This window comes from uncultured Nisaea sp. (genome assembly GCF_963974195.1).
Classification (GTDB): domain Bacteria; phylum Pseudomonadota; class Alphaproteobacteria; order Thalassobaculales; family Thalassobaculaceae; genus Nisaea.
Genome location: NZ_CAXBDC010000012.1, coordinates 24,031 through 48,257, shown reverse-complemented (window position 1 = coordinate 48,257; position 24,227 = coordinate 24,031). Strand labels below are relative to the sequence as shown.

Annotated in this window: 21 protein-coding genes; 11 read left to right on the top strand and 10 right to left on the bottom strand. The window is 61.2% G+C overall.

Annotated features, from left to right (window positions below; translation table 11 throughout):
* Positions 1-383 precede the first annotated feature (383 nt).
* The gene (locus tag AAC126_RS04655) at positions 384-950 is read left to right on the top strand and encodes a hypothetical protein (RefSeq protein ID WP_339850544.1); all 567 of its coding nucleotides are present in this window, start codon (positions 384-386) and stop codon (positions 948-950) included.
* Positions 951-970: 20 nt separating this feature from the next.
* Here the strand turns inward: AAC126_RS04655 and AAC126_RS04650 are convergent, their stop codons facing one another.
* Positions 971-1,372 carry a GFA family protein gene (locus tag AAC126_RS04650; RefSeq protein ID WP_339850542.1) on the bottom strand — a complete coding sequence of 134 codons (402 nt, stop codon included), beginning with the start codon at positions 1,370-1,372 and terminating at the stop codon, positions 971-973.
* Between the two features lie 152 nt (positions 1,373-1,524).
* Between AAC126_RS04650 and AAC126_RS04645 the strand changes: the two genes are divergently transcribed.
* The 4 genes from AAC126_RS04645 to AAC126_RS04630 all read left to right on the top strand — a co-directional run bounded on the left by AAC126_RS04645 (position 1,525) and on the right by AAC126_RS04630 (position 6,233).
* Positions 1,525-2,550 (top strand): DUF2817 domain-containing protein, encoded by a 1,026-nt coding sequence (locus AAC126_RS04645; protein WP_339850541.1) that lies wholly within the window; start codon positions 1,525-1,527, stop codon positions 2,548-2,550.
* 56 nt (positions 2,551-2,606) lie between these two features.
* Complete coding sequence (locus AAC126_RS04640) at positions 2,607-3,257, top strand: polysaccharide deacetylase family protein (protein WP_339850539.1); 651 nt, start codon at positions 2,607-2,609, stop codon at positions 3,255-3,257.
* Positions 3,258-3,555: 298 nt separating this feature from the next.
* A complete protein-coding gene (locus tag AAC126_RS04635; RefSeq protein ID WP_339850538.1) occupies positions 3,556-5,229 on the top strand; it encodes a formate--tetrahydrofolate ligase in 1,674 nt (557 codons plus the stop codon).
* An 86-nt stretch (positions 5,230-5,315) separates the two neighbouring features.
* Positions 5,316-6,233, top strand: a complete 918-nt coding sequence (locus AAC126_RS04630) for a methionyl-tRNA formyltransferase (protein WP_339850537.1) — start codon at positions 5,316-5,318, stop codon at positions 6,231-6,233.
* Positions 6,234-6,334: 101 nt separating this feature from the next.
* Here the strand turns inward: AAC126_RS04630 and ggt are convergent, their stop codons facing one another.
* Positions 6,335-8,029, bottom strand: coding sequence for a gamma-glutamyltransferase (gene ggt / locus AAC126_RS04625; RefSeq protein WP_339850557.1), 1,695 nt, complete (start codon positions 8,027-8,029; stop codon positions 6,335-6,337).
* A 221-nt stretch (positions 8,030-8,250) separates the two neighbouring features.
* On the opposite strand from ggt, the gene pncA reads away from it, so the two are divergent.
* The 3 genes from pncA (at position 8,251) to AAC126_RS04610 (ending at position 10,413) form a co-directional block, all read left to right on the top strand.
* Positions 8,251-8,874: a bifunctional nicotinamidase/pyrazinamidase gene (gene pncA / locus AAC126_RS04620; protein ID WP_339850536.1), complete on the top strand. Its 624-nt coding sequence runs from the start codon at positions 8,251-8,253 to the stop codon at positions 8,872-8,874.
* Positions 8,864-9,607, top strand: a complete 744-nt coding sequence (locus AAC126_RS04615) for a type 1 glutamine amidotransferase (RefSeq protein ID WP_339850534.1) — start codon at positions 8,864-8,866, stop codon at positions 9,605-9,607. The genes pncA and AAC126_RS04615 overlap by 11 nt, the downstream gene beginning before the upstream one ends.
* 65 nt (positions 9,608-9,672) lie before the next feature.
* A complete protein-coding gene (locus tag AAC126_RS04610) occupies positions 9,673-10,413 on the top strand; it encodes an SDR family oxidoreductase (protein ID WP_339850532.1) in 741 nt (246 codons plus the stop codon).
* Positions 10,414-10,471: 58 nt separating this feature from the next.
* On the opposite strand, the gene AAC126_RS04605 is transcribed toward AAC126_RS04610, so the two are convergent.
* Together AAC126_RS04605 and gcvA are read right to left on the bottom strand one after the other, a co-directional pair.
* Positions 10,472-12,085, bottom strand: a complete 1,614-nt coding sequence (locus tag AAC126_RS04605; protein ID WP_339850530.1) for a BCCT family transporter — start codon at positions 12,083-12,085, stop codon at positions 10,472-10,474.
* Between the two features lie 228 nt (positions 12,086-12,313).
* Positions 12,314-13,258: a transcriptional regulator GcvA gene (gcvA, locus tag AAC126_RS04600; RefSeq protein WP_339850529.1), complete on the bottom strand. Its 945-nt coding sequence runs from the start codon at positions 13,256-13,258 to the stop codon at positions 12,314-12,316.
* A gap of 117 nt (positions 13,259-13,375) precedes the next feature.
* Between gcvA and AAC126_RS04595 the strand changes: the two genes are divergently transcribed.
* On the top strand, positions 13,376-13,651 hold the full coding sequence (locus tag AAC126_RS04595) for a hypothetical protein (RefSeq protein WP_339850527.1): 276 nt from the start codon (positions 13,376-13,378) through the stop codon (positions 13,649-13,651).
* A 74-nt stretch (positions 13,652-13,725) separates the two neighbouring features.
* On the opposite strand, the gene AAC126_RS04590 is transcribed toward AAC126_RS04595, so the two are convergent.
* From AAC126_RS04590 to AAC126_RS04565, 6 genes are all read right to left on the bottom strand, one after another.
* The gene (locus tag AAC126_RS04590) at positions 13,726-14,664 is read right to left on the bottom strand and encodes a DUF2806 domain-containing protein (RefSeq protein ID WP_339850525.1); all 939 of its coding nucleotides are present in this window, start codon (positions 14,662-14,664) and stop codon (positions 13,726-13,728) included.
* 16 nt (positions 14,665-14,680) lie between these two features.
* Positions 14,681-15,478: a TlyA family RNA methyltransferase gene (locus tag AAC126_RS04585; protein WP_339850523.1), complete on the bottom strand. Its 798-nt coding sequence runs from the start codon at positions 15,476-15,478 to the stop codon at positions 14,681-14,683.
* The gene (gene dxs / locus AAC126_RS04580; protein ID WP_339850521.1) at positions 15,444-17,363 is read right to left on the bottom strand and encodes a 1-deoxy-D-xylulose-5-phosphate synthase; all 1,920 of its coding nucleotides are present in this window, start codon (positions 17,361-17,363) and stop codon (positions 15,444-15,446) included. The genes AAC126_RS04585 and dxs overlap by 35 nt, the downstream gene beginning before the upstream one ends.
* A gap of 22 nt (positions 17,364-17,385) precedes the next feature.
* Positions 17,386-18,273 carry a polyprenyl synthetase family protein gene (locus AAC126_RS04575; RefSeq protein WP_339850520.1) on the bottom strand — a complete coding sequence of 296 codons (888 nt, stop codon included), beginning with the start codon at positions 18,271-18,273 and terminating at the stop codon, positions 17,386-17,388.
* 41 nt (positions 18,274-18,314) lie between these two features.
* Positions 18,315-18,563, bottom strand: coding sequence for an exodeoxyribonuclease VII small subunit (locus tag AAC126_RS04570; protein ID WP_339850519.1), 249 nt, complete (start codon positions 18,561-18,563; stop codon positions 18,315-18,317).
* A 79-nt stretch (positions 18,564-18,642) separates the two neighbouring features.
* The gene (locus AAC126_RS04565; protein ID WP_339850518.1) at positions 18,643-19,572 is read right to left on the bottom strand and encodes a histone deacetylase family protein; all 930 of its coding nucleotides are present in this window, start codon (positions 19,570-19,572) and stop codon (positions 18,643-18,645) included.
* Between the two features lie 248 nt (positions 19,573-19,820).
* On the opposite strand from AAC126_RS04565, the gene AAC126_RS04560 reads away from it, so the two are divergent.
* Entirely contained in the window at positions 19,821-20,954 is a 1,134-nt protein-coding gene (locus AAC126_RS04560) for an efflux RND transporter periplasmic adaptor subunit (RefSeq protein WP_339850516.1), read from the top strand.
* Positions 20,955-20,958: 4 nt separating this feature from the next.
* Positions 20,959-24,168, top strand: coding sequence for an efflux RND transporter permease subunit (locus AAC126_RS04555; protein ID WP_339850514.1), 3,210 nt, complete (start codon positions 20,959-20,961; stop codon positions 24,166-24,168).
* Positions 24,169-24,227 lie beyond the last annotated feature (59 nt).

Here is a 24,227-nt window from a genome sequence, read left to right as displayed (position 1 = left end):
CGGAGGTCCCCTTATCGGGGGTGCCCGAAACACACCCGGAAAGCGCCACAGCACAGATTGTGAACACCGTAAAAACGAGCACTGAAGATTGAATTTTCATGATGCCCCCACACCCTTATTGACCCTTCAATTCTACCCTTGCGGGTTTAGTTTATATTTTCAAAAACTTTATGCGAGAACTCATCTGAGACTACGGCTCGACATTCACCACACAGAATAAGGGTCAATAAGCTCTTTGCGACGCCCCGGGCAGGAGCCCTCTCAAGCGCACCATTCGGCCTCACCGGCACCGGAAGCTATTCCCTAAATTCTTGATTTACACGGCTGTTCGGTTTGCCATATCCGCTATGGAAATGAGCAACCATAGGCGCACGCAAAAAGCGGTGCCTTCCGGCCGAGGGCCGACGGTACACGCCAGAACAGGCGCCGATGCGGACAAGCGCGGCGCTTTCGCGGGCATGACCCGGTTGCTCCGTATCTGGCAGGCTCTCCCCGGACAAAAAAAGCGCCGGGATCTTGATCCGGTCGCGATCGGGCCGGAACTACTCCCGCATCTTTGTCTCGGTCACTTCCTCGGGGGTGGAACCGACTTCCGCTACGACCTCATCGGCGCCCAGATCGCAAGGCTGGCGCCGCGCCTCGCGCCGGGATCCCTGGCCAGTGACACGTTGCGGATACAGGCGGCAGAGCACGACCACATCCTCTCACTGTTCCTGCAAGCTGGCACCAGTCAGCGGCCGCGCGTAGTCGAAGTCCGATACAAATCCGTTGATGGCGTTCCCTTGCGGGTCTTTGCCGCCTTGCTGCCTCTTGGACTCAATCCGGACCGGGTCTGCGCCGAGGATCTTCTGCTGGCTGTCTGGCGGACCAAAGTCACCGACGTGATTACCGCGGACAGCTCAACGGATCTGACAGGCGAATTCATGCAATTTTCCGGCATCAGGATCTGACACACAAGAAGCCGCGGCGGTTAATGATCCGATGCCGGGAACTGCGGCAGATCATCCGCGATCCCGTAATAGTCCCCCTTGTCCGCGACATAGATATGCCCACGCACACTCAGGTTTGACGGGCCATCCAGAGCGCCGAGCGACACGGAAATACGCGGACTGTCCGTATCCACAAAAAACAAAGCGGAGCCGCATTCCGAGCAAAATCCCCGGCGCGCCTTGTCGCTTGAGCGATACCATTTAAGGCCACGATCTTCGGATATCCTGAGATCGTCCTTGTTAAGGGTCGAGGAAACCCAGGCCTGACTCGCCTGCTTGCGGCACATCGCGCAATGGCAGGCCACCGGTTGCTTCATCTGCCCGGAAATCTCGAAACGCACAGCGCCACAAAGACATCCACCTTCCCGACCCTTTTCTCCCACGGCACCAACCTCCCACTCAGATGATAAATTCAACGCCGGAATGTTCCTTTTTTGTTCCAGCATGTCAATAACCAGCTGCGACGTTGGCCATTGGACAACAAGTCGCGCAACGCCTACTCCTCAACAGTCACATAACTCCCCGGCGAAAGATCATGCACCCCTCTCTTGGAATGTTCTCAGACACCTACTTCACGGCCCGGCACCGTTTCCTGCAGGCGGTTAAAACCAGGGGCTATGCACTGGAGACAGCACGCCATCCCCTGAGCGATCAATTTCCGGCCGAGGTCGCGACAGATACGGTGCGGATTGGTCCGGACAGCGCCCGGCACGTCCTTTTCATCAGCTCCGGCCTGCACGGCACGGAACTGACGGCCGGCTCGGGCATCCAGCTTGGCCTGCTGGAAGAGATTGAAACATGGCTCCCGGCGGACACGGCGGCGGTGTTCATTCACGGCGTCAACCCGTTCGGCTCTGCCACCATGACACGGACGGACGAGAATAATATCGATCCGAACCGCAACAATCGCCTGTCCTTCGATCCCCTGCCGCAGAATCCGGATTACGATGCACTGCATGATGCGCTTTGTCCGGCCCATTGGTCCGGCCCCGAGCGCGATGCGGCGGAAGCGCGGATCGCGGCTTACATAGATAAAAACGGTTTCGACAAATTCGGCCGCAATGTCCTCTCCGGCCAATACAGCCATGCGGATGGACTGTTTTATGGCGGCACCGCGCGAAGCTGGACCATCCAGAACCTGTCGGACACCGTCACCCGGCATGGCGCCGGAGCCGAAAGGCTGGCAATCGCCGATCTGCACACGGGGCTTGGCGGCTATGGCGAGCTGGAAGTGATCCGCAAGGAGCAGGCACAGCTCGATAGTGACGGCAATCCGGTCCGCCATTTCGCCTGCGACGTGCTGGACGACGTTTCCTGCCCGCAACCACCGATCAAGGTCATTCTTGAATTCGGCACCTACCCGGTGGATTACATCGTTGACGCTCACCGGGCCGATACCTGGCTGAAATTTCATGGTGACCTGCACACGCCGCTCGGCCGGCAGATCAAGGCGCATCTGCGGGATGCCCTCTTCCGTGACGATCCAGCATGGCTGGAAGCCGTCTATACGCAAGGCATCGATGGTTGCCGCGCGGTTCTTCAGGAACTCACCGCACGCTGATCAGCGTAATGCGGACCGCGTTGACAAGACGCGGGCACAATGCCGGAATGCACATCATGAAAAAACTCACGCTCACATTCGATAACGGCCCGGAGCCGGAGGTAACGCCTCTGGTGCTGGACATCCTGGCCCGGCGCGGCCTCCTCACGACTTTCTTTGTCGTTGGCCAGAAACTGCTCGATCCGGAGCGGATGGAATTGGCCACACGTGCCCGCAAGGAAGGGCACAGGATCGGCAATCACACCTTCACCCACAGCACGCCGCTGGGGCAGATGGAGGATGCGGCAGCCGCGGTAACCGAACTGGAGCGCACGGACGAACTGGTCGCCCGGACCGGCGAGACCGAAAAACTGTTCCGCCCGTTCGGCGGCGGCGGAAAGCTGGGCCCGCATCTGCTGAACCCGCAGGTGGTCGATTTCCTTCATCGCAATACCTATAGCTGCGTGCTCTGGAACGCGATCCCAAGGGACTGGGCCGACCCGGACGGGTGGGTCGAGCGCGCGCTGGAGCAGATTGCATCCCAGGATCACACCTTGATTGTGCTGCACGACCTGCCGACCGGAGCGATGGACCATCTGGACGCATTTCTTGACCGGGCCGAATCCGCCGGCGTCGAATTTAGCAGCGACTTTCCGGAGGACTGTGTTCCGATGGCCGGCGGCACGGACATGGTGCCGCTTGCTCCCTATGTCTCGGAAGCAGCCTGAAGCCCGGTTTACCGTTTCAAACAAAATCCTGACCGGCGCGGAAAGCCTTTGCCGGTCTGCGCCATACGCCCGCTTATCCGGCCGAATGACAGTCATTGTTCAGAACAGGTCGGAAATTTTATAGCGGTAAAAAAGCCAGCGCGACCAAATGCAACCGCATCTTTTGCAACGCGTTTCCGTGGACCGAAAACTTTCGTTTACGCCATCAGGTACTTGGTATACCAATATACCAAGAACAAGAGCGAAGGGCCCGTTTGGGACTCGGAAGCCGCATCACGCCAGGGGAGGTCTTTAGACCATGGTCATGTCCGATATTGAAGTTGCCCGCGAAGCTAAAATGAAGCCGATCATGGAGATCGGCGACAAACTGGGAATCCCTGCTGAATCGCTTCAGCCTTTCGGCCACACGAAGGCCAAGATCGACCTCAACTACATCAAATCCCTGAAAGACAAGCCGGACGGCAAGCTGGTGCTGGTTACCGGCATCAACCCGACCGCAGCGGGCGAAGGCAAGACCACGACGTCTGTCGGCCTAGGCGACGCGCTGAACCGGATCGGCAAGAAAGCCATCATCTGCCTGCGCGAGCCGAGCCTCGGCCCGTGCTTCGGCATGAAGGGTGGTGCCGCGGGTGGCGGATACGCCCAGGTCGTGCCGATGGAAGACATCAACCTGCATTTTACCGGCGACTTCCACGCCATTGCCGCGGCGAACAACCTGCTCGCCGCGATGATCGACAACCATATCTACTGGGGCAACAAGCTCGGCATCGACGAGCGGCGGGTGACCTGGAAGCGCTGCATCGACATGAACGACCGGGCGCTGCGCCAGATCGCCAACTCCCTCGGTGGCGTGGCCAACGGCTTCCCGCGTGAGGACGGCTTCGACATCGTCGTCGCCTCCGAAGTGATGGCAATCTTCTGCCTCGCGACCGATCTGGAAGACATGAAGCGGCGTCTCGGCAACATCATCGTCGCCTATACCCGCGACCGTAAGCCGATCTTCGCCCGCGACGTCGATGCCAACGGTGCCATGACCGTGCTGCTGCGCGACGCCCTGGCCCCGAACCTGGTGCAGACGCTGGAAAACAACCCGGCCTTCATCCATGGCGGCCCGTTCGCGAACATTGCCCATGGCTGCAACTCGGTGATGGCCACCAAGACCGCCCTGAAGCTGGGTGACTATGTGGTGACCGAAGCCGGTTTCGGTGCCGATCTCGGCGCCGAGAAGTTCTTCGACATCAAATGCCGCAAGGCAGGCCTGAAACCGGCAGCGGCAGTCGTCGTCGGCACCGTTCGGGCGCTGAAAATGCATGGCGGCGTCGCCAAGGAAGATCTCGGCACCGAGAATATCGACGCCGTGGTCAAGGGCACCTCGAACATCAAGCGGCACGTGGTGAACACCAAGAAGTTCGGTGTGCCGGTCGTGGTCGCGCTGAACCGCTTCATCACCGACACGGATGCGGAAATCAACGCCGTCCGTGACGAGCTGGCATCCGAAGGTGTCGAGGCCATCATCTGCACCCACTGGTCCGACGGCAGCGCCGGCACCGAGGATCTGGCCAAGAAAGTCGTGGAACTGGTGGAGAGCGGCAGTGCCGACTTCAAGCCGCTTTACGATGAAAATCTCGGCCTGCTGCAGAAAATCGAAGCCATTGCCAAGAACATCTACGATGCCGCGGGCGTGGTTGCTGACCAGAAGGTGCTGAACCAGATCAAGGACTTCGAAGCGCTCGGCGCCGACAAGTTCCCGGTCTGCATCGCCAAGACGCAGTACAGCTTCTCGATCGACCCGAACGCGAAGGGCGCCCCCAGCGGCCACACGCTGCCGGTCCGCGAAGTCCGTCTTTCCAACGGTGCGGAGTTCATTGTTGCGGTCTGCGGCGATATCATGACCATGCCGGGTCTGCCGCGGGTCCCGGCCGCCGAGAAGATCACGCTGAACGATCAGGACCAGATCGAAGGCCTGTTCTAATCCGATACGGCGCGGGGGCATTCCGTCCCCGCGCCTTCAAATAGCATGTCCGCCCGGAGCGCGCCGGGCGGTGGGGAGGGAGCACAATGCGCATTATCCTGAACGGACAACAGGCCTTCGGTAAGGCCGCGCTCGAAGCCATTCTGGAAAAGGGCGAGGACGAAATCGTTGCCGTCTACACGGCGCCGGACAAGGAAGGCCGCCCGGTCGATCCGGTCAAGGAAGCCGCGCTGGAGCATGGCCTGACCGTCTGCCAGCCCGCCGATTATTCCCTTCCCGAAGTGATCGAGGAACTGAAGAGCTGGAACGCCGATCTGATGATGATGGCCTATGTCATCATCTTCATACCGGAAGAAGCCCGGAACGTGCCGAAGCACGGCTCGCTCTGCTTCCATCCGTCCCTGCTGCCGCTGCATCGCGGCCCCTCCTCCATAAACTGGCCGATCATCTGGGGCGCGGAAAAGACCGGCCTGACGATCTTCTATCCGGACGACGGCCTCGACGAAGGCGATATCTGCGTCCAGAAGGAAGTCGAAATCACCCCGGACGACACGCTCGGCTCCGTCTATTTCGACAAGGTCTTCCCGCTCGGCATCGAAGCGGTGCTTGAGTCCATCGACCTGATCCGTGCCGGCAACCCACCGCACACCCCACAGGACGAGTCCAAAGCCACCTATGAAGGCTGGTGCCGCAAGGCGGATGGCGAGATCAACTGGAACCGCAGCCAGACCGAGGTCTACAACCAGATTCGCGGCTGCAACCCGCAGCCCGGCGCCTGGACGACGCTGAATGGCAAAGAGCTGCAGATCTTCGACAGCCAGAAAGCCGACGGCTCCGGCCGGACCGGCCGGATCTGCGCCATCACCGACGACGGCTTTGTAATCAACGCCGGACGCGGCGGCATTCTTGTCCAGCGTGTGCGCTATGACGGCGGCAAGAAAGTCTCCGCGAAGGATTTCATCGCCGAACAGGGCCTCGAAGTCGGCGCCCGCTTCGGCACCTGAACGAACTGCCTCGCTGTACCGGTTGCCAGCCTGCCGGACAGTCTACTCGGCCCCGCCTCGGCGGGGCCTTTCTTCTTCAGGCATCCATCTTACCTGCTGGCTCAGAGCACCAGCGCCAGCCCGTCACGGCGTGGATCCGACGCGGCAAGATAACTGCCGAACGCGCTAACCTGAATGGCCCCCGTGCTGGCACCACCGGCCCAGGCATCCACCTTCTTCAACGGGTGACCGCGCCCGGTCAGATCCTCGAACACCGCATCGCCGAAGCGGGATTCACCGATCATGCCGTCCACGCTCTTGTGCGGATATTGCGAGGTCATCCCGGTCTGAATATGCGTCCATCGCGGCGCGTGGATTGCCTCCGCCACGGTAAGGCCGTGATCGTAGATCGACGAGATAAGCTGCATGTTCACCTGAACCTGAACGTCCGCGCCCGGCGTGCCGCAGCAAAGATTGAGGGCACCACCCTCCCCGACCGCGCCGTCGAAAACCATGACCGGGTTCATCGTGTGGCGGACCCGCTTTCCGGGTTGCAGCCGGTTCGCATGCCCTTCATCCAGATGCCAGTAATTCATCCGGTTGTTCAGCAACATACCGGTGGACGGACAGACAACTTGGGAGCCGAAATGCCCGGACAGGCTCTGCAGCCCGTCCACCGCGTTGCCCCAACGGTCAATCACGCAATAATGCGTGGTATCCGAGTGCGTCTCGCGAAGCCCCATTCCCGGGCGCGCGCCTTCCGGGGCACCCGCCTGATACTTCCAGGGGTCGCCATGCATCACCTTTTCGGCGGCGCGCTGGATATCGATCAGCCGGACGCGCTCGGCCGCATATTCCTTGGAAAGCAATCCCTCGATAGGGACATTGACGAAATCCGGATCCCCCAGAAACGCCTCGCGGTCCGCGAATGCCAGCTTCTTCGCTTCCACCATCACATGGATTGCGTCGGCCGAATTGAGACCGAGCCCCGCCATGTCGAAATGCTCGATCAGGTTCAGTTCCTGCAGCAGCACATGGCCGGAGGAATTCGGCGGTGCTTCGTAAACAGTGCGGCCCCGGTAGGTCGTCGAAATCGGCTCCTGCCATTCCATCCGGTAATTGGCGAAATCCTCTTTCGTCAGGATGCCACCCTCCTGCTCGGAAAAGGCCACGATGGCGTCGGCGATAGGGCCTTTGTAAAACGCGTCCCGCCCATGTTCCGCGATCAGTTTGTAGGTTTTGGCGAGGTCCGGATTGCGCCGGATCTGTCCCGGCTGCAACGGCACGCCGTCCGGTGCGAAGATCGCAGCCGATGCGGGAAAGCTGTGCAGGAGGTGCTGGCTCTCCGCCAGCTTGTACTGGAAATGGGTCTGCGGAACGCCTTCCAGGCAAAGCTCGATGGCAGGCTGAATGCAGTCCGCCAGCGGCAACCGCCCATGACGTGCGTGCGCGGCAAGGAGTGCATCGCAAATACCCGGCACCGAGACGGAGAGAATACCGCTGTTCTCGATCCCGCTCGCGAACCGTTCCGGCGTCGCGGCCATCGGCGCGGTGCCGGTGCCGTTCGCGATGGAGAGGGATTTTTCTTCCTTCATGTGGATCATCATGAAGCCGTCCGCTGCAATGCCGGAGCCTTGCGGCTCGGCAACGCCCAGCGCAAAGCCGATGGCGACCGCCGCATCCACCGCATTGCCACCACTCGCCAGAATGCGCATGCCCGCCATCGAGGACAGGGGATGGTTCGTCACCACGGCTCCCTGCGCGCCCATCCGTACAGGCGCCCAGGCCTCGGCTTTAATCCCCGCCGGTGTTTCCATCACGATACTCTCCAAATGCGAACAGCTTCCGTCTCATCTATAACCTTGAAAACACGCCGCTAATCGAGCGGATTGCGAAAGAATGCCTGCCCTGTTTCCGCCCGGTGGGCACAAACACCATCACGGCGGTCCAACAGCAGGTTTCCTCCGGCGCAAGGAAGCCTCATAAATATGCTGATGAACCCTCGTCCAATCCCGAAATTCAATAACGGAGAAGTGCAATGAAGACCGGCCCGGATGTCGCGCTGATCGTGATCGATGTGCAGAATGATTTCTGCCCCGGCGGCGCGCTTGCCGTTACCGGGGGTGATGCTGTCGTTTCTGTCGCGAACCGGCTGATGCAGCATTTCGATCACGTGGTCCTGACACAGGACTGGCACCCGGCCGATCACAGCTCCTTCGCCGCCAACAATCCGGGCAATGATCCTTTCAGCCTGATCGACATGCCATACGGCCCGCAAGTGCTCTGGCCGGTGCATTGTGTTCAGGGAACCGCAGGTGCCGCCTTTCACAAAGACCTCGAGACGGATCGCGCCAACCTGATCATCCGCAAGGGCTACCGGAGCCAGATCGATTCCTACTCCGCCTTTTTCGAGAACGATCACGCGACGACCACCGGTCTTGCCGGATACCTGCGGGAACGCGCGGTCGAACATCTTGTCATGGTCGGGCTCGCGACGGATTTCTGTGTCCGTTTCTCCGCTGTCGATGCGGTCAAGCTCGGCTTCAGGGTCACCTTGCTGGAAGACGGCTGCCGGGCCATCGATCTCGACGGTTCTCTGGCCGCCGCCAGGGCAGAGCTGTCGGAAAACGGCGTTATCGTGACGGTATCCGATGACCTCTGAAGCGATGCGCGTTCTCGTCATCGAAAATTACAGCGGCACCGATGTCGGAGAGATGGCAGCCACTTTCGCCAAACGCGGCGTCGAGCTTGATGTCGTGCAGGCCTTTAGCGGGGCGCCTCTGCCTGCCGGACCGGACGATCATGACGGCATGATCGTGCTTGGCGGCGATCAGAATGCACTGGACGATAGCGGCTCCCCCTATTTTCCGGCCTTGCTGGCACTGATGCGTGCCTTCGATATGGCACGCCGCCCGGTGCTCGGCATCTGCCTCGGCGCCCAGCTCCTCGCCCGGGCTCATGGCGGCGGCAACATCGTCGGACAGGCGCTGGAATTCGGCTTTGTCCCGGTCACGCCGACAACCGCCGGCCTTAAAGATCCCCTGACCAGCTCTCTTGATCCGGATGTTCCGATTTTCGAATGGCACAGCGACACCTTCACCCTGCCAGCCGGAGCAACGCATCTCGCCACCAGCGCGGCATATGAGAACCAGGCCTATTCGGTCGGCGCTGTCAGCTACGGCACCCAGTTCCATTTCGAGGCCGGGCACACTCTGGCGGAACGCTGGAGCACGGCACATTCCGGCTATCTCGATGCAAAGCGCCCGGAATGGCGCCAGCAACTTGCGGCCGAACTGCAGCAGCATGAAGCCAGCGCGCGCGCCTTCTGCACGACCTTTACCAACCGCTGGCTCGACCTTGTCGCCAATGCCCGTATCATGAGGGATCCCGCTTGACCGCCCGGAAGGCGGCAGCGAAGGTACCTTAACAATTACGATGTAAAGTGGAATACGGGCGTCCGATGGACAAATTCGAGCTGAGAGACAAAATCGTGCTGGTTGCCGGAGCCAGTTCCGGCATTGGCGCCGCAACCGTGGAGCTTCTCCTTGGCGAAGGCGCGCGCGTTGTCGCCGCCGCACGCCGGATGGATCGCCTGCAATCCCTGGCGAAAGACCGGCCCGGCCATTGTCTGCCGCTGCAACTGGATGTCGCCGATCCGGCTTCCGCCGCATCGATGATCGACCGCATGCCCGAAGGCTGGCGCAATATCCACGGCGTGGTGATCTGTGCCGGGCACGATGTCGGCGGCCGCGCCCGCTTCGATCAGGCCGATGCGGACACCTGGACAGACATTATCGACACCAACGTGAATGGAACGATCCGGGTCTGCCGGGCGGTCATCGACCAGATGGCGGCACGCGGCAACGGCCATATCGTGACTCTCGGCTCAACGGCGGGCCTCCGGGTTTATCCGGGTGGCAGCATCTATAACGCCTCGAAATTCGCCGTTCGCGCTTTCACAGACGGCCTCAGAATGGATTTCGCCCAGACCGATATCCGGGTGACCGAAATCCTGCCCGGCCTGACCCGCACCGAGTTCGCGGAAAGCCGATGGGGCGATGGCGGCAAGGCACAGACATTCTACGACAATGCCCCCGGGACACTGGCGCCGGAAGATATCGCGGATGCCATCCTCTATGCGATGACAGCGCCTGCGAGCGTCAATGTTTCCCAGCTCTTGGTCGAACCGACGCGGGTCTGAGCCAAAAAAAGCCGCCGGCCCTCCAGGGACCGGCGGCTTGCATAATGTTTAGTAACGATCAGCCGCGTGGCTCGCTCATAAGTCCTTTCACGAGCGAAACGCAGCCCACCAGCAGAACCACCGCGAAGGGCAGACCGGTCGAGACCGAGGCCGCCTGAAGCGCGCCGAGACCGCCGCCGAGCAGCAGGGCCACCGCGACCATGCCTTCGAAGGTTGCCCAGAACACCCGCTGCGGTATCGGTGCGTCGACCTTGCCGCCTGCCGTGATGGTGTCGATCACCAGCGAGCCGGAGTCGGACGAGGTGACGAAGAACACGATCACCAGCACGATACCGATGAACGAGGTGATGCTGTGCAGCGGCAACTGTTCCAGCATGGTGAACAACTTCAGCTCAAGACCCGCATCCGCGATCTCCTGATGACCAGCCTGCAGAAGGGACAGCGCCGTCCCGCCGAACGCCGTCATCCAGAGCACGGAGACGACAGACGGGATGATCAGCACGCAGAACAGGAACTCGCGCACGGTCCGGCCACGGCTGACACGGGCAATGAACATGCCGACGAACGGTGACCAGGAAATCCACCAGGCCCAGTAGAACGAGGTCCAGCCCTGGGAGAAGTTCGCATCGGAACGTCCGAACGGGTTTGAAAGTGCCGGCAGGTATTCAAGATATGCCAGCAGGTTCGAGAAGAACCCGGTCGCGATTGCCAGGGTCGGCCCGACGATGATGACGAAACCGAGCAGCAGGATCGCCAGCACCATGTTGATTTCGGACAATCGCTTCACCCCGGCATCGAGACCAGCCACGACGGAGAGCAGTGCGAGGCCCGTGATCCCGGAGATCAGTACAACCTTGGACGTATTGTTCACGGGAATATCGAACAGGAAGTTGAGACCCGCTATTGCCTGCTCGGCACCGATACCAAGCGATGTCGCAAGCCCGAACAGGGTTGCGAAAACCGCCAGCGTATCGATGGCATGCCCGGTCCAGCCCCAGACCCGCTCTCCGAAAATCGGATAGAAGATCGACCGGATGCTGAGGGGCAGGCCCTTATTGTAGGAGAAAAGCGCCAGGGACAGCGCCACAACAGCGTAAATCGCCCACGGGTGAAGCCCCCAGTGGAAGATCGTTGCCGCCATGCCAAGCCGGTGCGCTTCCGCCGGATCGCCTGCGGCTCCCGCAAGCGGTGCCCAACTCTCCGGAGAGCCGGCCCCTTCTGCGAGGGACGAGGAGAAATGGGAAATTGGCTCCGACACGCCATAGAACATCAACCCGATGCCCATGCCGGCGGCAAACAGCATCGAGAACCAGCCGGCGTAGGAATAGTCGGGTTTCGCCTCGGTTCCGCCGAGCCTGATCTTGCCGAGAGGCGAGACGATCAGCGCCAGCGTCAGAAGGACGAAGATGTTACCCGCCGCCAGGAAAAACCAGTCAAAGCTGGAGGTCAGTGTCGGCCGCAGCCAGCCGAAAAATTCACCTGCTTCCGCCGGCAATGCCAGCGCATAGAAGACCAGCAGAATGATGCCGCCGGCCGAGATGGCGAAGACCGGGTTATGGATATCCATCCCGAACGGGCCGATCTGTGGCTGCACATTGTGCTGGCCGATCTCATAGTCTGTATCGATAACATTTGCTTCCCCGTCGGGGCCGCGCTCTGTTACTTCGCTCATAATGCCTCCCCTGGCACATACCTGCGACGGCGTGCCGGATTCATTGATGTCAAAGTCTTGTCCGGAAAGGATTTCCGGGCCGACGCGCCGCTTTTCACGCGTTCTCTTTGCTATCTATTGTTGTCACACAGGATGAGTGAGAGCAAATCGGCCCAATGTCTGCTTTGCGACACAATCTCAATCCGGGGCGCCCAAAATACAGACCAATACGAATTGACGTGGATCAGTTTAAGGCGCGAGAGCCTTGTCGGAGTAGGACGCTCCCCCGCTTGGTTGTGCGAGTTCCGCAAAAACCCAGGCCTCGAATGACTGGATCAGGGGATCTGACATTTTCGAGCGCGGATAGACCAGATAATATCCGGCATCTTCCTCGATTTTGATATCCGAGAGCGCAGCCAGCATTCCGCTGCCAAGTTCCGACTCGGCCAATGCAGGCCGTGCCAGAACCACCCCCTGCCCGGCAACGGCGACGTTCAGGATAGAAGCCGCGTCATGGAACACCGCGCCACGCCGGAACCGAAGCCCCGGAGCCCCCGCCTTCTCGAACCAGGTTCTCCAGAACTCCGTCGAATCCTCGTGATGCAAGGGCAGCTCGGCAATCTGTTCCGGCGTCAGCGGCAGATCATCAAGTGTATGGCCCGCGCTCTTTAGCAGGGCCGGGCTGGCGAAAGGCTGTGCGAACCCGTCCATGATCCGCTTCGAGATGGTGCCGGGCCAATCTCCCCTGCCGAAACGCACAGCGACATCAATGCCGTCAGAGACAAAATTCGCCAGCGTCACGGAATGATGCAGATGCACCTCGACATCCGGCTCCAGCGCCGCGAAGGAGCCGAGACGCGGCACCAGCAGCTTGTAGGCGACAGACGGCGCGGCGGACACGGTCAGGACCTTCTGGTTCATATCCTCGCAAACCAGCTCCACCGCGCTCGCGATACCGTCGAAAGCCGCCGAGACCGGACCGAGCAGCTTGGCACCGGCTTCCGTCAGACGGATCCGCCGGCCGGCCCTGTCAAAAAGCGACACCCCGAACCACTCTTCAAGCGCGCGGATCTGATGACTGACCGCCGCGTGGGTCACGTGAAGCTCATCCGCCGCCTTCGAAACACCGCCCAGACGGGCAGCGGCCTCAAAGGCCCGGAGAGCAGTAAGAGGGGGAATTTGCCTACTCATCATATGTAAATATATCTAACATAATGGGTGAGAATCAATCATTTGTCCCTGTCGCCATGAAAGCCGATATTCGGATGTAACAGCGAATTGTTCCCAGCAACCGACAAGTGAGGAAAAGTTATGGAACACGCAATGTATCTGTTTCTGAACGGCGCCGGCGGCCTGACCCACGATGTCGCCATCTGGAAAGACTATGCCCGGAACCAGACACGGACCCGGAACCATGCGGGGGAGCCCGAAGCAGCTCCGGCGAAACATTCCGGTCTCAAGGATGCGGCCGAACAGCTTCGGCGTCTTTCCCGTCACGCAAAACTCAGCGCGCAGGAAGCGAAACTGCTCTGCAAGGCGCTGACAATCGTCGAAACCGAAGCCGGTGCCCGCGGCCAGGCAGCATAGAGCCTCTTATGCCAGGCCGCATGAGCGGGCGGTGCCACGCAAGGCGCCGCCCGTCTTTTTTGCCGTGCTTGCGGCTAACGTTTCAGCGTGCGCAGCTCGCAAAACGGCGAATGCTTGGCAACAACGGTTTCCGAGGAACGCGACAGGATATCCGCCTGCGCCACCGTATAGCCCTCCGCCTCGACCAGCTTGACGATTTCCAGCAGATAGTCGAGATCCGCCTCCACCCGGGAAAGCCTGCCCGCGGCCCTGACCAGGGCCGTCCCGGCCTCGCTCAGCCGGTAGCACGGCAATGTCAGATCCGCCGAGGGGTCGTCGTGACTGACCCGGACAACCTTGTCCGCATAGAGCAGATTGGTCGAGAAACGGTCTTTCTTCTGCGATGAGAAAACCTTGCTCAGGTCCCGGTTGGTCCGGAGAAGACCGTACTCTTCAAGCAGCAGGATGCAATCCCCGGTCAATTCGCGCTTGCCGAAAAACTCATCGGAAAGCCTTACCAGGAAATTATTGATCCGGAATTTGGCCAGGATGGCGACCCAGCGGATCATGCTGCGATTGAGCGTGCTCATGACCCGGAAGGTGACCAGCGGGACCGTTCCGCTTTCCTCCGCTTCCATGGTGAGCAGCGCGGCCCACATTTCCTGGCCGGCCTTGTCGCCGCAATCTGATGCCGCCTCGATAAAGCGCACGCACCAGTCCGGATCTACATGCCCATCCTGTGGCGTGTCGCTCTTGAGCAGGGTCAGGGCGAGGGAAAATACAGCCTCTATATTACGTTGACGCCGGATATCACGCTCTTCAATCCGGGACAGGGCGCGCTCCGCAAGCCCCGCATCCTCATGGTCATCGCCCTTGCGTACTGCGTCCAGCCAGGTTCGGCCGCTTGAGCCGAGCCCGTAGGCGAGCATCTCGCTAAAACGCAGACAGGCCGGATCATAGGCCTCTACATCCGCATTCTTGGCGCGGCGCGACCGTGATTTCGCGTGAGAATTCTCGCGGTTAACGTCTGTCATTAACACCGCCTCTTATTCATGAAGACGAGACTATCACGGTTTTTTCCGCCGCAATCAGAAATTCCTGATTTCCATCACTTCCGAATATAGGCGATTCCGCCTGCCCCAGAAGTGTCCATCCGGCGTCATTTTCGAGCCAGCTCACAACATCCCGCAGGGCATCGGCCCGCGCCGCCTCGTCCCGGACAATACCGCCCTTACCGATGCGGGCCGCCCCGACCTCAAATTGCGGTTTCACAAGCGCTACCAGCCGGGCGCCCGGCAGTGCGCAGGAAAGCGCCTGCGGTAGTGCCAGCCTGAGAGAGATGAAGCTGACATCGGACACGACCAGTCCTACCGGCTCTCCAATGGTCTCCGGTGTCAGATGACGGGCATTCAACCGCTCATAGACCCGGACCCGGTCATCCTCGGCAAGGCGCGGGATCAGCTGGCCGTGACCGACATCGACGGCATGCACCCGGAGCGCGCCCCGGTCCAGCAGCACATCGGTGAAACCGCCGGTCGATGCTCCTATATCGAGGCAAGCCAGACCGGCCGGATCGATCTTGAAGATATCGAGGGCATGTTCAAGTTTCAGCCCGGCACGGGACGCCCATCTGAGCGCGCCGTCATCGAGCCGGATATCCTGGGATTGCGAGACTTTCGCGGCGGGTTTGACTGCGGTGACACCATCGACCGTCACCTGCCCCGCCTCGATCAGATGCCGTGCCCGGCTGCGCGTTTCGGCCAGCCCCCGTTGTACCAGGGCAAGATCGAGGCGCTCCGATGCCATCGGCCGGTCAGGCGCGAACGGGTGCCGAAGCCTGGTCGACACCGAGCGCGCCGAGAACGGTCGTCACGATAGCACCCGCATCAAGCCCGGCCTCATGATATTGCCGCTCCGGCGTATCATGATCGAGGAACCGGTCCGGCAGTACCATCGGGCGCACCTTGAGGCCTGAATCGAGCAAGCCGTCCTCGGCCAGTGCGTGCAGCACCTGGCTGGCAAAGCCGCCAATGCTGCCTTCCTCGATACAGACCAGGACCTCATGCTCTGCCGCAAGACGGCGCAGCAGATCCCGGTCAATCGGCTTCGCGAACCGGGCATCGGCCACGGTAGCCGACAACCCGCGCGCGGCCAGATCCTCTGCCGCCACGAGACATTCCTGAAGGCGGCAGCCGAGAGAGAGCAGCGCAACATTCGTGCCTTCGCGGATAATGCGGCCCTTGCCGATTTCCAGCACATCGCCGCGGGCCGGCAACTCAACGCCAACACCCTCGCCGCGCGGGAAGCGGAAAGCACTCGGCCGGTCGTCAATCGCCGCAGCGGTTGCCACCATGTGCGTGAGTTCGGCCTCGTCGGACGGTGCCATCAGGACGAAGTCCGGCAGACAGCCCAGATAGGCGAGATCGAAAGCCCCGGCATGGGTCGCCCCGTCGGCGCCAACCAGCCCCGCCCGGTCTATGGCGAAGCGTACCGGCAGCTTCTGGATCGCCACATCATGGACGACCTGATCATAACCGCGCTGCAGGAAGGTCGAATAGATCGCCACGAACGGCTTCATGCCCTCACAGGCCATACCGGCAGCAAAGGTGACCGCATGCTGTTCGGCAATACCAACATCGAAGCTGCGCTCCGGGAAGGCTTTGGCAAACTTGTCGATCCCGGTCCCGGAAGGCATGGCCGCCGTTACCGCGACAATACGCTCGTCCGCTCCGGCCTCCTTGATCAGAGAGTCCGCGAAAACCGATGTATAGTTCGGTGCGTTGGAAACCGGCTTCTTCACCTCTCCCGTCACCACGTCGAATTTCGGCACGGCGTGATACTTGTCCGCCGCCTGCACCCCGAACGGATGCCCCCGTCCCTTTTCCGTGACGACGTGGAGCAGCACCGGCCGGTCCCGCTTCATATCGCGGACATTGCGCAACACCGGCAGCAGATGATCCAGATTATGTCCGTCCACCGGGCCGACATAATAGAAACCCAGCTCCTCGAACAGCGTGCCGCCGGTGACCAGGCCGCGGGCAAATTCCTCTGCCTTGCGCGCTGTCTCTTCCATCGGCTTCGGCAGATGCTGGGCGATCTGCTTCGCCAGCTCCCGCATGCTGCTATAGGGCTTGGAGGAAATAAGCTGCGAGAGATGGGCGCTGAGGGCACCCACCGGCGGTGCGATCGACATGTCATTGTCGTTCAGCACCACAATCATCCGGCTTTTCTGCGATCCCGCATTGTTCATGGCCTCGTAGGCCATGCCTGCACTCATCGCGCCGTCGCCGATCACCGCGACGACGTTGAAATCGTCATCCTTCAGATCCCGCGCCACGGCCATCCCGAGGCCAGCGGAAATCGAGGTCGAGCTGTGTGCGGCGCCGAACGGATCGTATTCGCTTTCCGAACGCTTGGTGAAACCGGAGAGCCCGCCACCCTGCCGCAAGGTGCGGATACGGTCACGGCGGCCGGTCAGGATCTTGTGCGGATAGGCCTGGTGGCCCACATCCCAGATCACCTTGTCGCGCGGTGTCTCGAAGACATTGTGGATAGCGACTGTCAGCTCGACCACGCCGAGTCCGGCACCGAGATGGCCACCGGTGACCGAGACGGCATCAATGGTCTCGCGGCGCAGATCGTCAGCAAGCTGCTTGAGCTGCGCGTCGGTCAGCGTGCGGGAGTCTGCCGGGAAGGTGACTCTGTCCAGAATCGGGGTTCTGCGTTCGGTCATGGGTCCAATTCAGCCCTTGGGCTCAGTGCGTGCGGTCGACGACGTATGCGGCTACCTGTTTCAGAAGGTCTGCCCGCTCACCGAATAAATCAAGGGCGCGTGCCGCTTGTTCGGCCAGCAGACGGGCCTGCGACCGGGCCCGCTCGATGCCGAGCACGGAAACAAAGGTCGCTTTTCCGGCGGCACCATCCTGGCCGACCGGCTTGCCTGTCGTATTGGAATCACCAACCGCGTCGAGCAGATCGTCGGCAATCTGGAATGCCAGCCCCAGCTCTTGCGCGAAGGAATGCAGGGCGTGGATGTGACGGTCCGTGGCATGTCCCATGATCGCGCCGGATGTGGCGGCGAACGCGAAAATCTCGCCGGTCTTCATCCGCTGCATGCGGGTGATGGCGCCGATATCGAATTCCTGTTCTTCCGCCAGCAGATCGATCATCTGACCGCCGACCATGCCTTCCCCACCCGCCGCCTTGGCGAGTTCGGAGACCAGCTTGGCCCGGACGAAAGCATCGGAGCTGGTTTCCTCGGCCGCGAGGACCTCGAAGGCCAGCGCCTGCAATCCGTCGCCGGCAAGGATGGCCGTCGCCTCATCGAATTTCTTGTGGCAGCTCGGCCGACCCCGGCGCAGATCGCTATCGTCCATGGCAGGCAGATCGTCATGGATCAGTGAATAGCAATGCAGAAACTCGACGGCCGCACCGACCCGCAAGGCGCACCGTTCATCAACGGCGAACATCTTGGCGGACTGCGTAACGATGAAAGGCCGCAACCGTTTGCCGCCGCCCAGGCAGGAATAGCGCATGGCCTGAAACACACGTGCTTCAGCGTCATCCGCTTTCGGCAGCAGGAATTCCATTACGCGCTCAACCTCGCGCGCGGTCGTCGCGATCGCGTCTTCAAGCTGGGTCATGTGCGGTGGCGATCCTGATCTGTGTCGGGAGAATGTGCGGCTCAGGCTTCGAACGGCTCGGCGGACACGGCGCCGTCAGCATCCGATTTCCGGATCTTTTCGACCTTCATGCGCGCTTCGTCCAGCTTCTTCTGGCAGTGGGATTTCAGCTCCGCCCCTCGTGCATAGGCATTGATGGCGTCGTCCAAAGTCCCGCTGCCTGATTCGAGTTTGCCGACGATTTCTTCAAGCTGAGTCAGCGCCTCTTCAAAGCTGAGGCCTTTGATTTCAGGGGTAGGTGTCTCACTCACGTCGGTCTCCTTCGGGCCAGAGCCCGACAATAGGCGCGGGAAGCCCCCGATACAAGGGAGCCCCGCCCGCTTTTCAATGTCAGCCGGCGCTCATCAAACTGCGCACATGAGCCGCCGTCGACTCCGCCAATGCCTCAAGGTCATAACCGCCCTCAAGCGTGGAGACGATCTTGCCGTCGCAGACAAGGTCCGCCACCCGCATGAGTTCCTCCGTCACCCAGGAGAAATCCTCTTCCGTCAGGCAGAGCGAGGCCAACGGGTCGTCTATATGGGCGTCGAATCCGGCGGAAATCATCAAGAGTTCGGGCTGGAATTCGATCAGGGCCGGGGAAATGATCTCGGTGATGGCGGCCCGGAACTGTTCGCTGCCGGACATCGGCGGCAGAGGGACATTCACGATATTACCGACACCGCGCTCGCTCTGGTGGCCAGTTCCCGGAAACAGCGGCGCCTGATGGGTCGAGGCATAGAAGACCCCGCCATCCGCCTCGAAAATCGCCTGGGTGCCATTGCCGTGATGCACATCGAAATCGACAATCGCAACGCGCCGCAACCCGTGCGCCGCGCGGGCATGCTCGGCCCCGACGGCAATCTGATTGAAAAAGCAGAAGCCCATGGGCGTGCGCGGCTCCGCATGGTGCCCCGGCGGGCGCATGGCGCAGAACGCGTTCTGTGCCTCGCCGCCGAGCACGGCATCGACAGCGGCGCAAACGGCCCCGGAGCTGCGCAGGATAGCCTCGCCGGTGCCGGGCGACATCACCGTGTCCCCGTCGATCGACCGCTCGCCGCTCTCGGGCACTGCCTCCAGAATGGCTTCCACATAATCGCGGGGGTGCGCCCTGGAGATCTGATCGACGGTGGCTTTAGGAGACTCCCGGCGTTCAAGCCCGTTGAACTCCTCGGCGGACAGGGCTGTCAGCACGGCTTTCAGGCGCGCCGGATGTTCCGGGTGCATGCGGCCCGGGTCATGTCCAAAACTATCCGCATGGGTATAGAGAATCGTCCCCATGTCCTACCTCCCCAACTTTTTCCGGTCACCAGCGACGGATTTTATCTCGTCCTTCGTTCTTACCAAGAAGGCTGGAGCTGCATCCAGCATCAACTTGCCGCGAGATAGCTCAAATCCCTCATTGATTTAATTGCGATTGGAAAAGATACCCGGCAAAATAGAGCTATCTCCGCTCTCTCCAGAGAAACCAGCCTTGATTTCACCGATGCGGATCTCGTGAGTTCTTGGCGTCAATAGGCGTGCGCGAAATGCCAGTACTGATGAAGAACCTTCGTTTTGGTCTCCTTTTCCCGGCACTCGCGGCCGCTCTGATTGCTTTGACACCAGTCCCGGCATCGGCTCAGGCCAAGACCAAGGCAAGCCCGGTTGAAGTCGATGAGGTTCGCGAGGACACGCTGACCCAGACAGCCCCGTTCACTGCCCGCTTCGTTGCCGTGCAGCTTGGTCCCGTGGCGACGCGGATATCCGAACGGGTCGCCGATATTGAGGTCCGCGCCGGTGAACGGGTCGAAAAAGGCGCCATCCTCGCCCGGCTTTCCGACAATCGTCTCAGGGCAGAGCGGCAGCTCAAGGCCTCCGAAGTGAAAAAGGCGGAAGCCCAGCGCGCACGCGCAGCGGCCAACCGCGCCAAGGCACAGCAAACCCTGGCACGGACAGAACAATTGCGCGGCTCGAACGCTTTCCGCATGAATGCTCTCGAGGATGCCCAGCGCGATCTGGAAGCCTCGGTTGCCAGTTACACAGAGGCAGAGGCCGAAACCGCGCGGGTCCGCGCCGAGCTGGAGTTGGCCGATATTGCCCTCGCCGACGCCTCCATTCTCGCGCCGTATAATGGCGTCATCCTCGCCCGTCACGTCGTCACGGGTGATTACGTTCAGGCGGGCGACGCCATCGTGACCCTGATGAATGACAGGGATCTGGAGATCGAGGCAGACATCCCGGCCCAGCGCCTGACCGGCCTCTATCCCGGCGTACAGATCAAGGCGATGCTACAAAATGGACAAGCACTCGACGTAGCGGTCCGCGCGATCATCCCCGAAGAAAACCCCCGCACCCGCAGCCGCGCCGTCCGTTTCTCGGCGGCCCTGCCGGAGGATTCTGTCCGGATAGCCGAGAACCAGAGCGTCACGGTTCATATTCCGATCGGCATGGTGCGACAGGTCGTCAGCGTCCACAAAGACGCCCTGCTGCTGGATGGCCGCCAGCCACGGGTTTATGTGGTGACGGACGGCACGGTCGAAATGCGTCCGGTCACAATCGGCGAATCTCTTGGTACCCGGTTTGAAGTAACCGATGGCCTCGCCATCGGCGAGGTCGTCGTCATCAAGGGGAATGAGCGTCTGCGCCCTGGCGAGCCGGTGGCCGTTCAGGTCAAGGGCTAAGCCGATGGACACATTGATCCGGCACGCCATCCAGCGCCCCGTCGCGGTGCTGGCCATTGTCATGATGATCGTGATGTTCGGCATCGTTGCCCTGCAAAGCATCCCGATCCAGCTGGCTCCCGATGTGAACAGACCGGTGATCACGGTCACGACCTACTGGACCGGGGCTGCCCCCGCCGAGATCGAGCGCGAGATCATCAACCGGCAGGAAGACGAGTTGCGCGGCCTCGAAGCATTGGAATCGATGATTTCAAGCTCCGAAGACGGGCGCGGCCGGATCACGATGGAATTCTCGCCCGGCACCGACATGGACAAGTCGCTGCTGCTTGTCTCCAACCGGCTGGACCGGGTCGGCAATTACCCGGACGAGGTGGATGAGCCGACGTTCCAGACGGCCGGCTCCGAAGATAATGCCATCGCCTGGGCGGTCATCCTACGCGAGGACGGCAACGACACCCCCATGCACACTTACGGCGATTTCGCCGAAGATTATGTCAAAGCCCGCATCGAACGGATTTCCGGGATCGGTGAAGCCCGCATCTATGGCGGCGCCGAGCGGGAAATGAGGGTGGAAGTCGACCCGCAATTGCTCGCCCAGTACCAGTTGACCATTCCGGACGTGCTCGGCTCCCTGCGCGCGGCAAACGCCTCGATTTCGGCCGGAGCCGTCGATGAAGGCAAACGCCGCTACGTGGTCCGCACGGAAGGCGATTTCGAAAGCATCGACAATGTCCGAGGCGTTGTCCTTCGCTCGATAGAAGACCCGATGACCGGCCGCGTCGCCCGCGTTACCGTCTCCGACGTGGCCTCGGTCAGCATCGGCTACAAGGATCCTGTCGCGCGCATCCGGCAATTCGGCACGCCGGCGCTCGCCGTGCCGATGTACCGGGAGACCGGGGCCAACGTGATCGAGGTGATGACCGAGGTCCGCAAAGCGATTGACGAGTTGAACAAGGGATATCTCGCCGCCCGGGACCTGAAGATGATCCAGGTCTATGACGAGACCACCTACATCAATTCCTCCATCGATCTGGTGCGCCAGAATATCTGGGTCGGCGGCATTCTGGCCGCGATGGTGCTCTACCTGTTCCTGCGCAGCGGCAACGCCACGCTGGTTGTCAGCCTGGCGATCCCGGTTTCCATCATCGGCTCGTTCGTCGCCATGGCCGCGCTTGGCCGCTCCATCAACGTCATCTCGCTGGCCGGTATCGCCTTCGCCGTCGGCATGGTGGTCGATGCGGCCATCGTCGTACTGGAGAATATTTTCCGCCTGCGGCAACTCGGCCATTCTCCGAACGAAGCCGCCTATCGTGGCGCCCAGCAGGTCTGGGGGGCGGTGCTGGTTTCTTCCCTGACAACGGTCATGGTGTTCATTCCGATCCTGGTCATGGAACTGGAAGTCGGGCAGTTGTTCCGGGATATCGCCGTCGCCATCTCGGTCGCGGTCTGTCTTTCCCTGGTCGTCTCCGCAACCGTTGTCCCGGCCCTTGCCAGCCGTTTGCTGAAGAACGAGATCGGCGACCTGAGCGCGGTGCGGCGTCTGCCACTGGTCGATTCTTTTGCTCATGCCTTCGTGGCCACCGTCATGAAGCAGACCCGCGCCGTGGTGAAAAACCGGGCCCTCGCCCTCACCGTCATTGCCGGCATGACCGTCGGCAGCATCGCCGCGACATGGGCCATGCTGCCCGAACTCGACTATCTGCCAGAAGGTAACCGCAATCTGATCATCGGTTTCGTCAAACCGCCGCCGGGCTACAATCTCGACACCATGTCCGCGATCGCCACGAAGCTGGAAAACGCAACCAAGCCGATCTGGGATTTCGACGGAACGAGACCGGTCGCCGAAGACGGCACACCGACCATGTCGCGCTTCTTCTTCGTCGCGCTGCGCGCCAATGTCATCGTCGGCTCCGCCGCGTCCGACCCGACCCGGGCCAAAGAGCTGATACCGGTGCTCCGCCGCTCACTTTTCACGGAACCCGGAACTTTCGGCTTCTTCCGCCAGAGCTCCCTCTTCGGGCGCGGCGTCGGCGGGTCAAATTCAATCGATCTGGATATTTCCGGTGGCGAGCTGGAAGAACTGACCGAGATCGCCCAGAAAACCTTCTTCAAGGTCAGCCAGGCCTTTCCCCAGGAGGAAGGCACACAGATACGTCCCCAACCTTCCCTGTCTCTTGGCGCGCCTGAAGTACGCGTGGTCCCCAACCGCACCCTGCTGGCGGACAATGGCGTCTCGGCCCGCGATCTGGGCTTTACCGTCGATGCCTACAATGACGGTATCCGGGTGGCGGAAATCACCGTTCAGGGCGAGCGTATCGACCTGACGCTGACCGGTCCGGAAGACCACATCGTGCAAACCCAGGGCGTGGCGGACCTGCCCGTGGTGACCAGCGAGGGCAAGATCGTGCCGGCGGGCTCCCTTGCGAATGTCATGGTGACAACCGGGCCGACGGAAATCCGCCATGTCGCGCGCGAGCGAACCATCACCCTCTCCGTCTCGCCCCCCTCCGGCATGCCGCTGGAAGGCGCACTGAACAGGATGCGGGATGAAGTCATCACCCCGATGGAAGCAGACGGGCTGCCGCCGGGCGTGAGCATCCGCATGTCCGGAACGGCAGATAAACTGGCGCAGACCTGGAACGAGATGGTGGTCGATCTGGTGATGGCCCTGGTCATCGTCTATCTGGTCATGGCCGTCCTGTTCGAGAGCTTCTTCTATCCGTTGGTCATCATCTTCTCGGTTCCCCTGGCAACGGCTGGCGGCGTGGTCGGACTGGCGACCCTCAACGTCTTCATCCGTCAGAATCTCGACATGCTGACGCTGCTCGGCTTCGTCATCCTGATCGGCATCGTGGTGAACAACGCGATCCTGCTGGTGCACCAGACATTGCATCACATACGCGAGGATGGCATGGAATCCGGTGCCGCGATCATCGAGGCGACGCGAAACCGCATCCGGCCGATCTTCATGTCGACATTGACCAGCGTCCTCGGGATGCTTCCTCTTGTGGTCTTCCCCGGTGCCGGCTCTGAACTCTATCGCGGGCTTGGGTCCGTCGTGATCGGCGGCCTCTCTCTCTCCGCCGTGCTGACGCTCGCCATCATCCCGCCCTTGCTCTCGCTCTGCCTTGCTCTCGTGGAGCCCGGAAAACAGGTTCCGGACGAAGCATCCGGACGCCCGGCAGACGAGCCGGACAGCCAGGCCGCAGAGTAGGACCGGGCCGCCGGGAAACATAAACACTCAAAAAACATCTAGAATTTTTGAGTAAATTT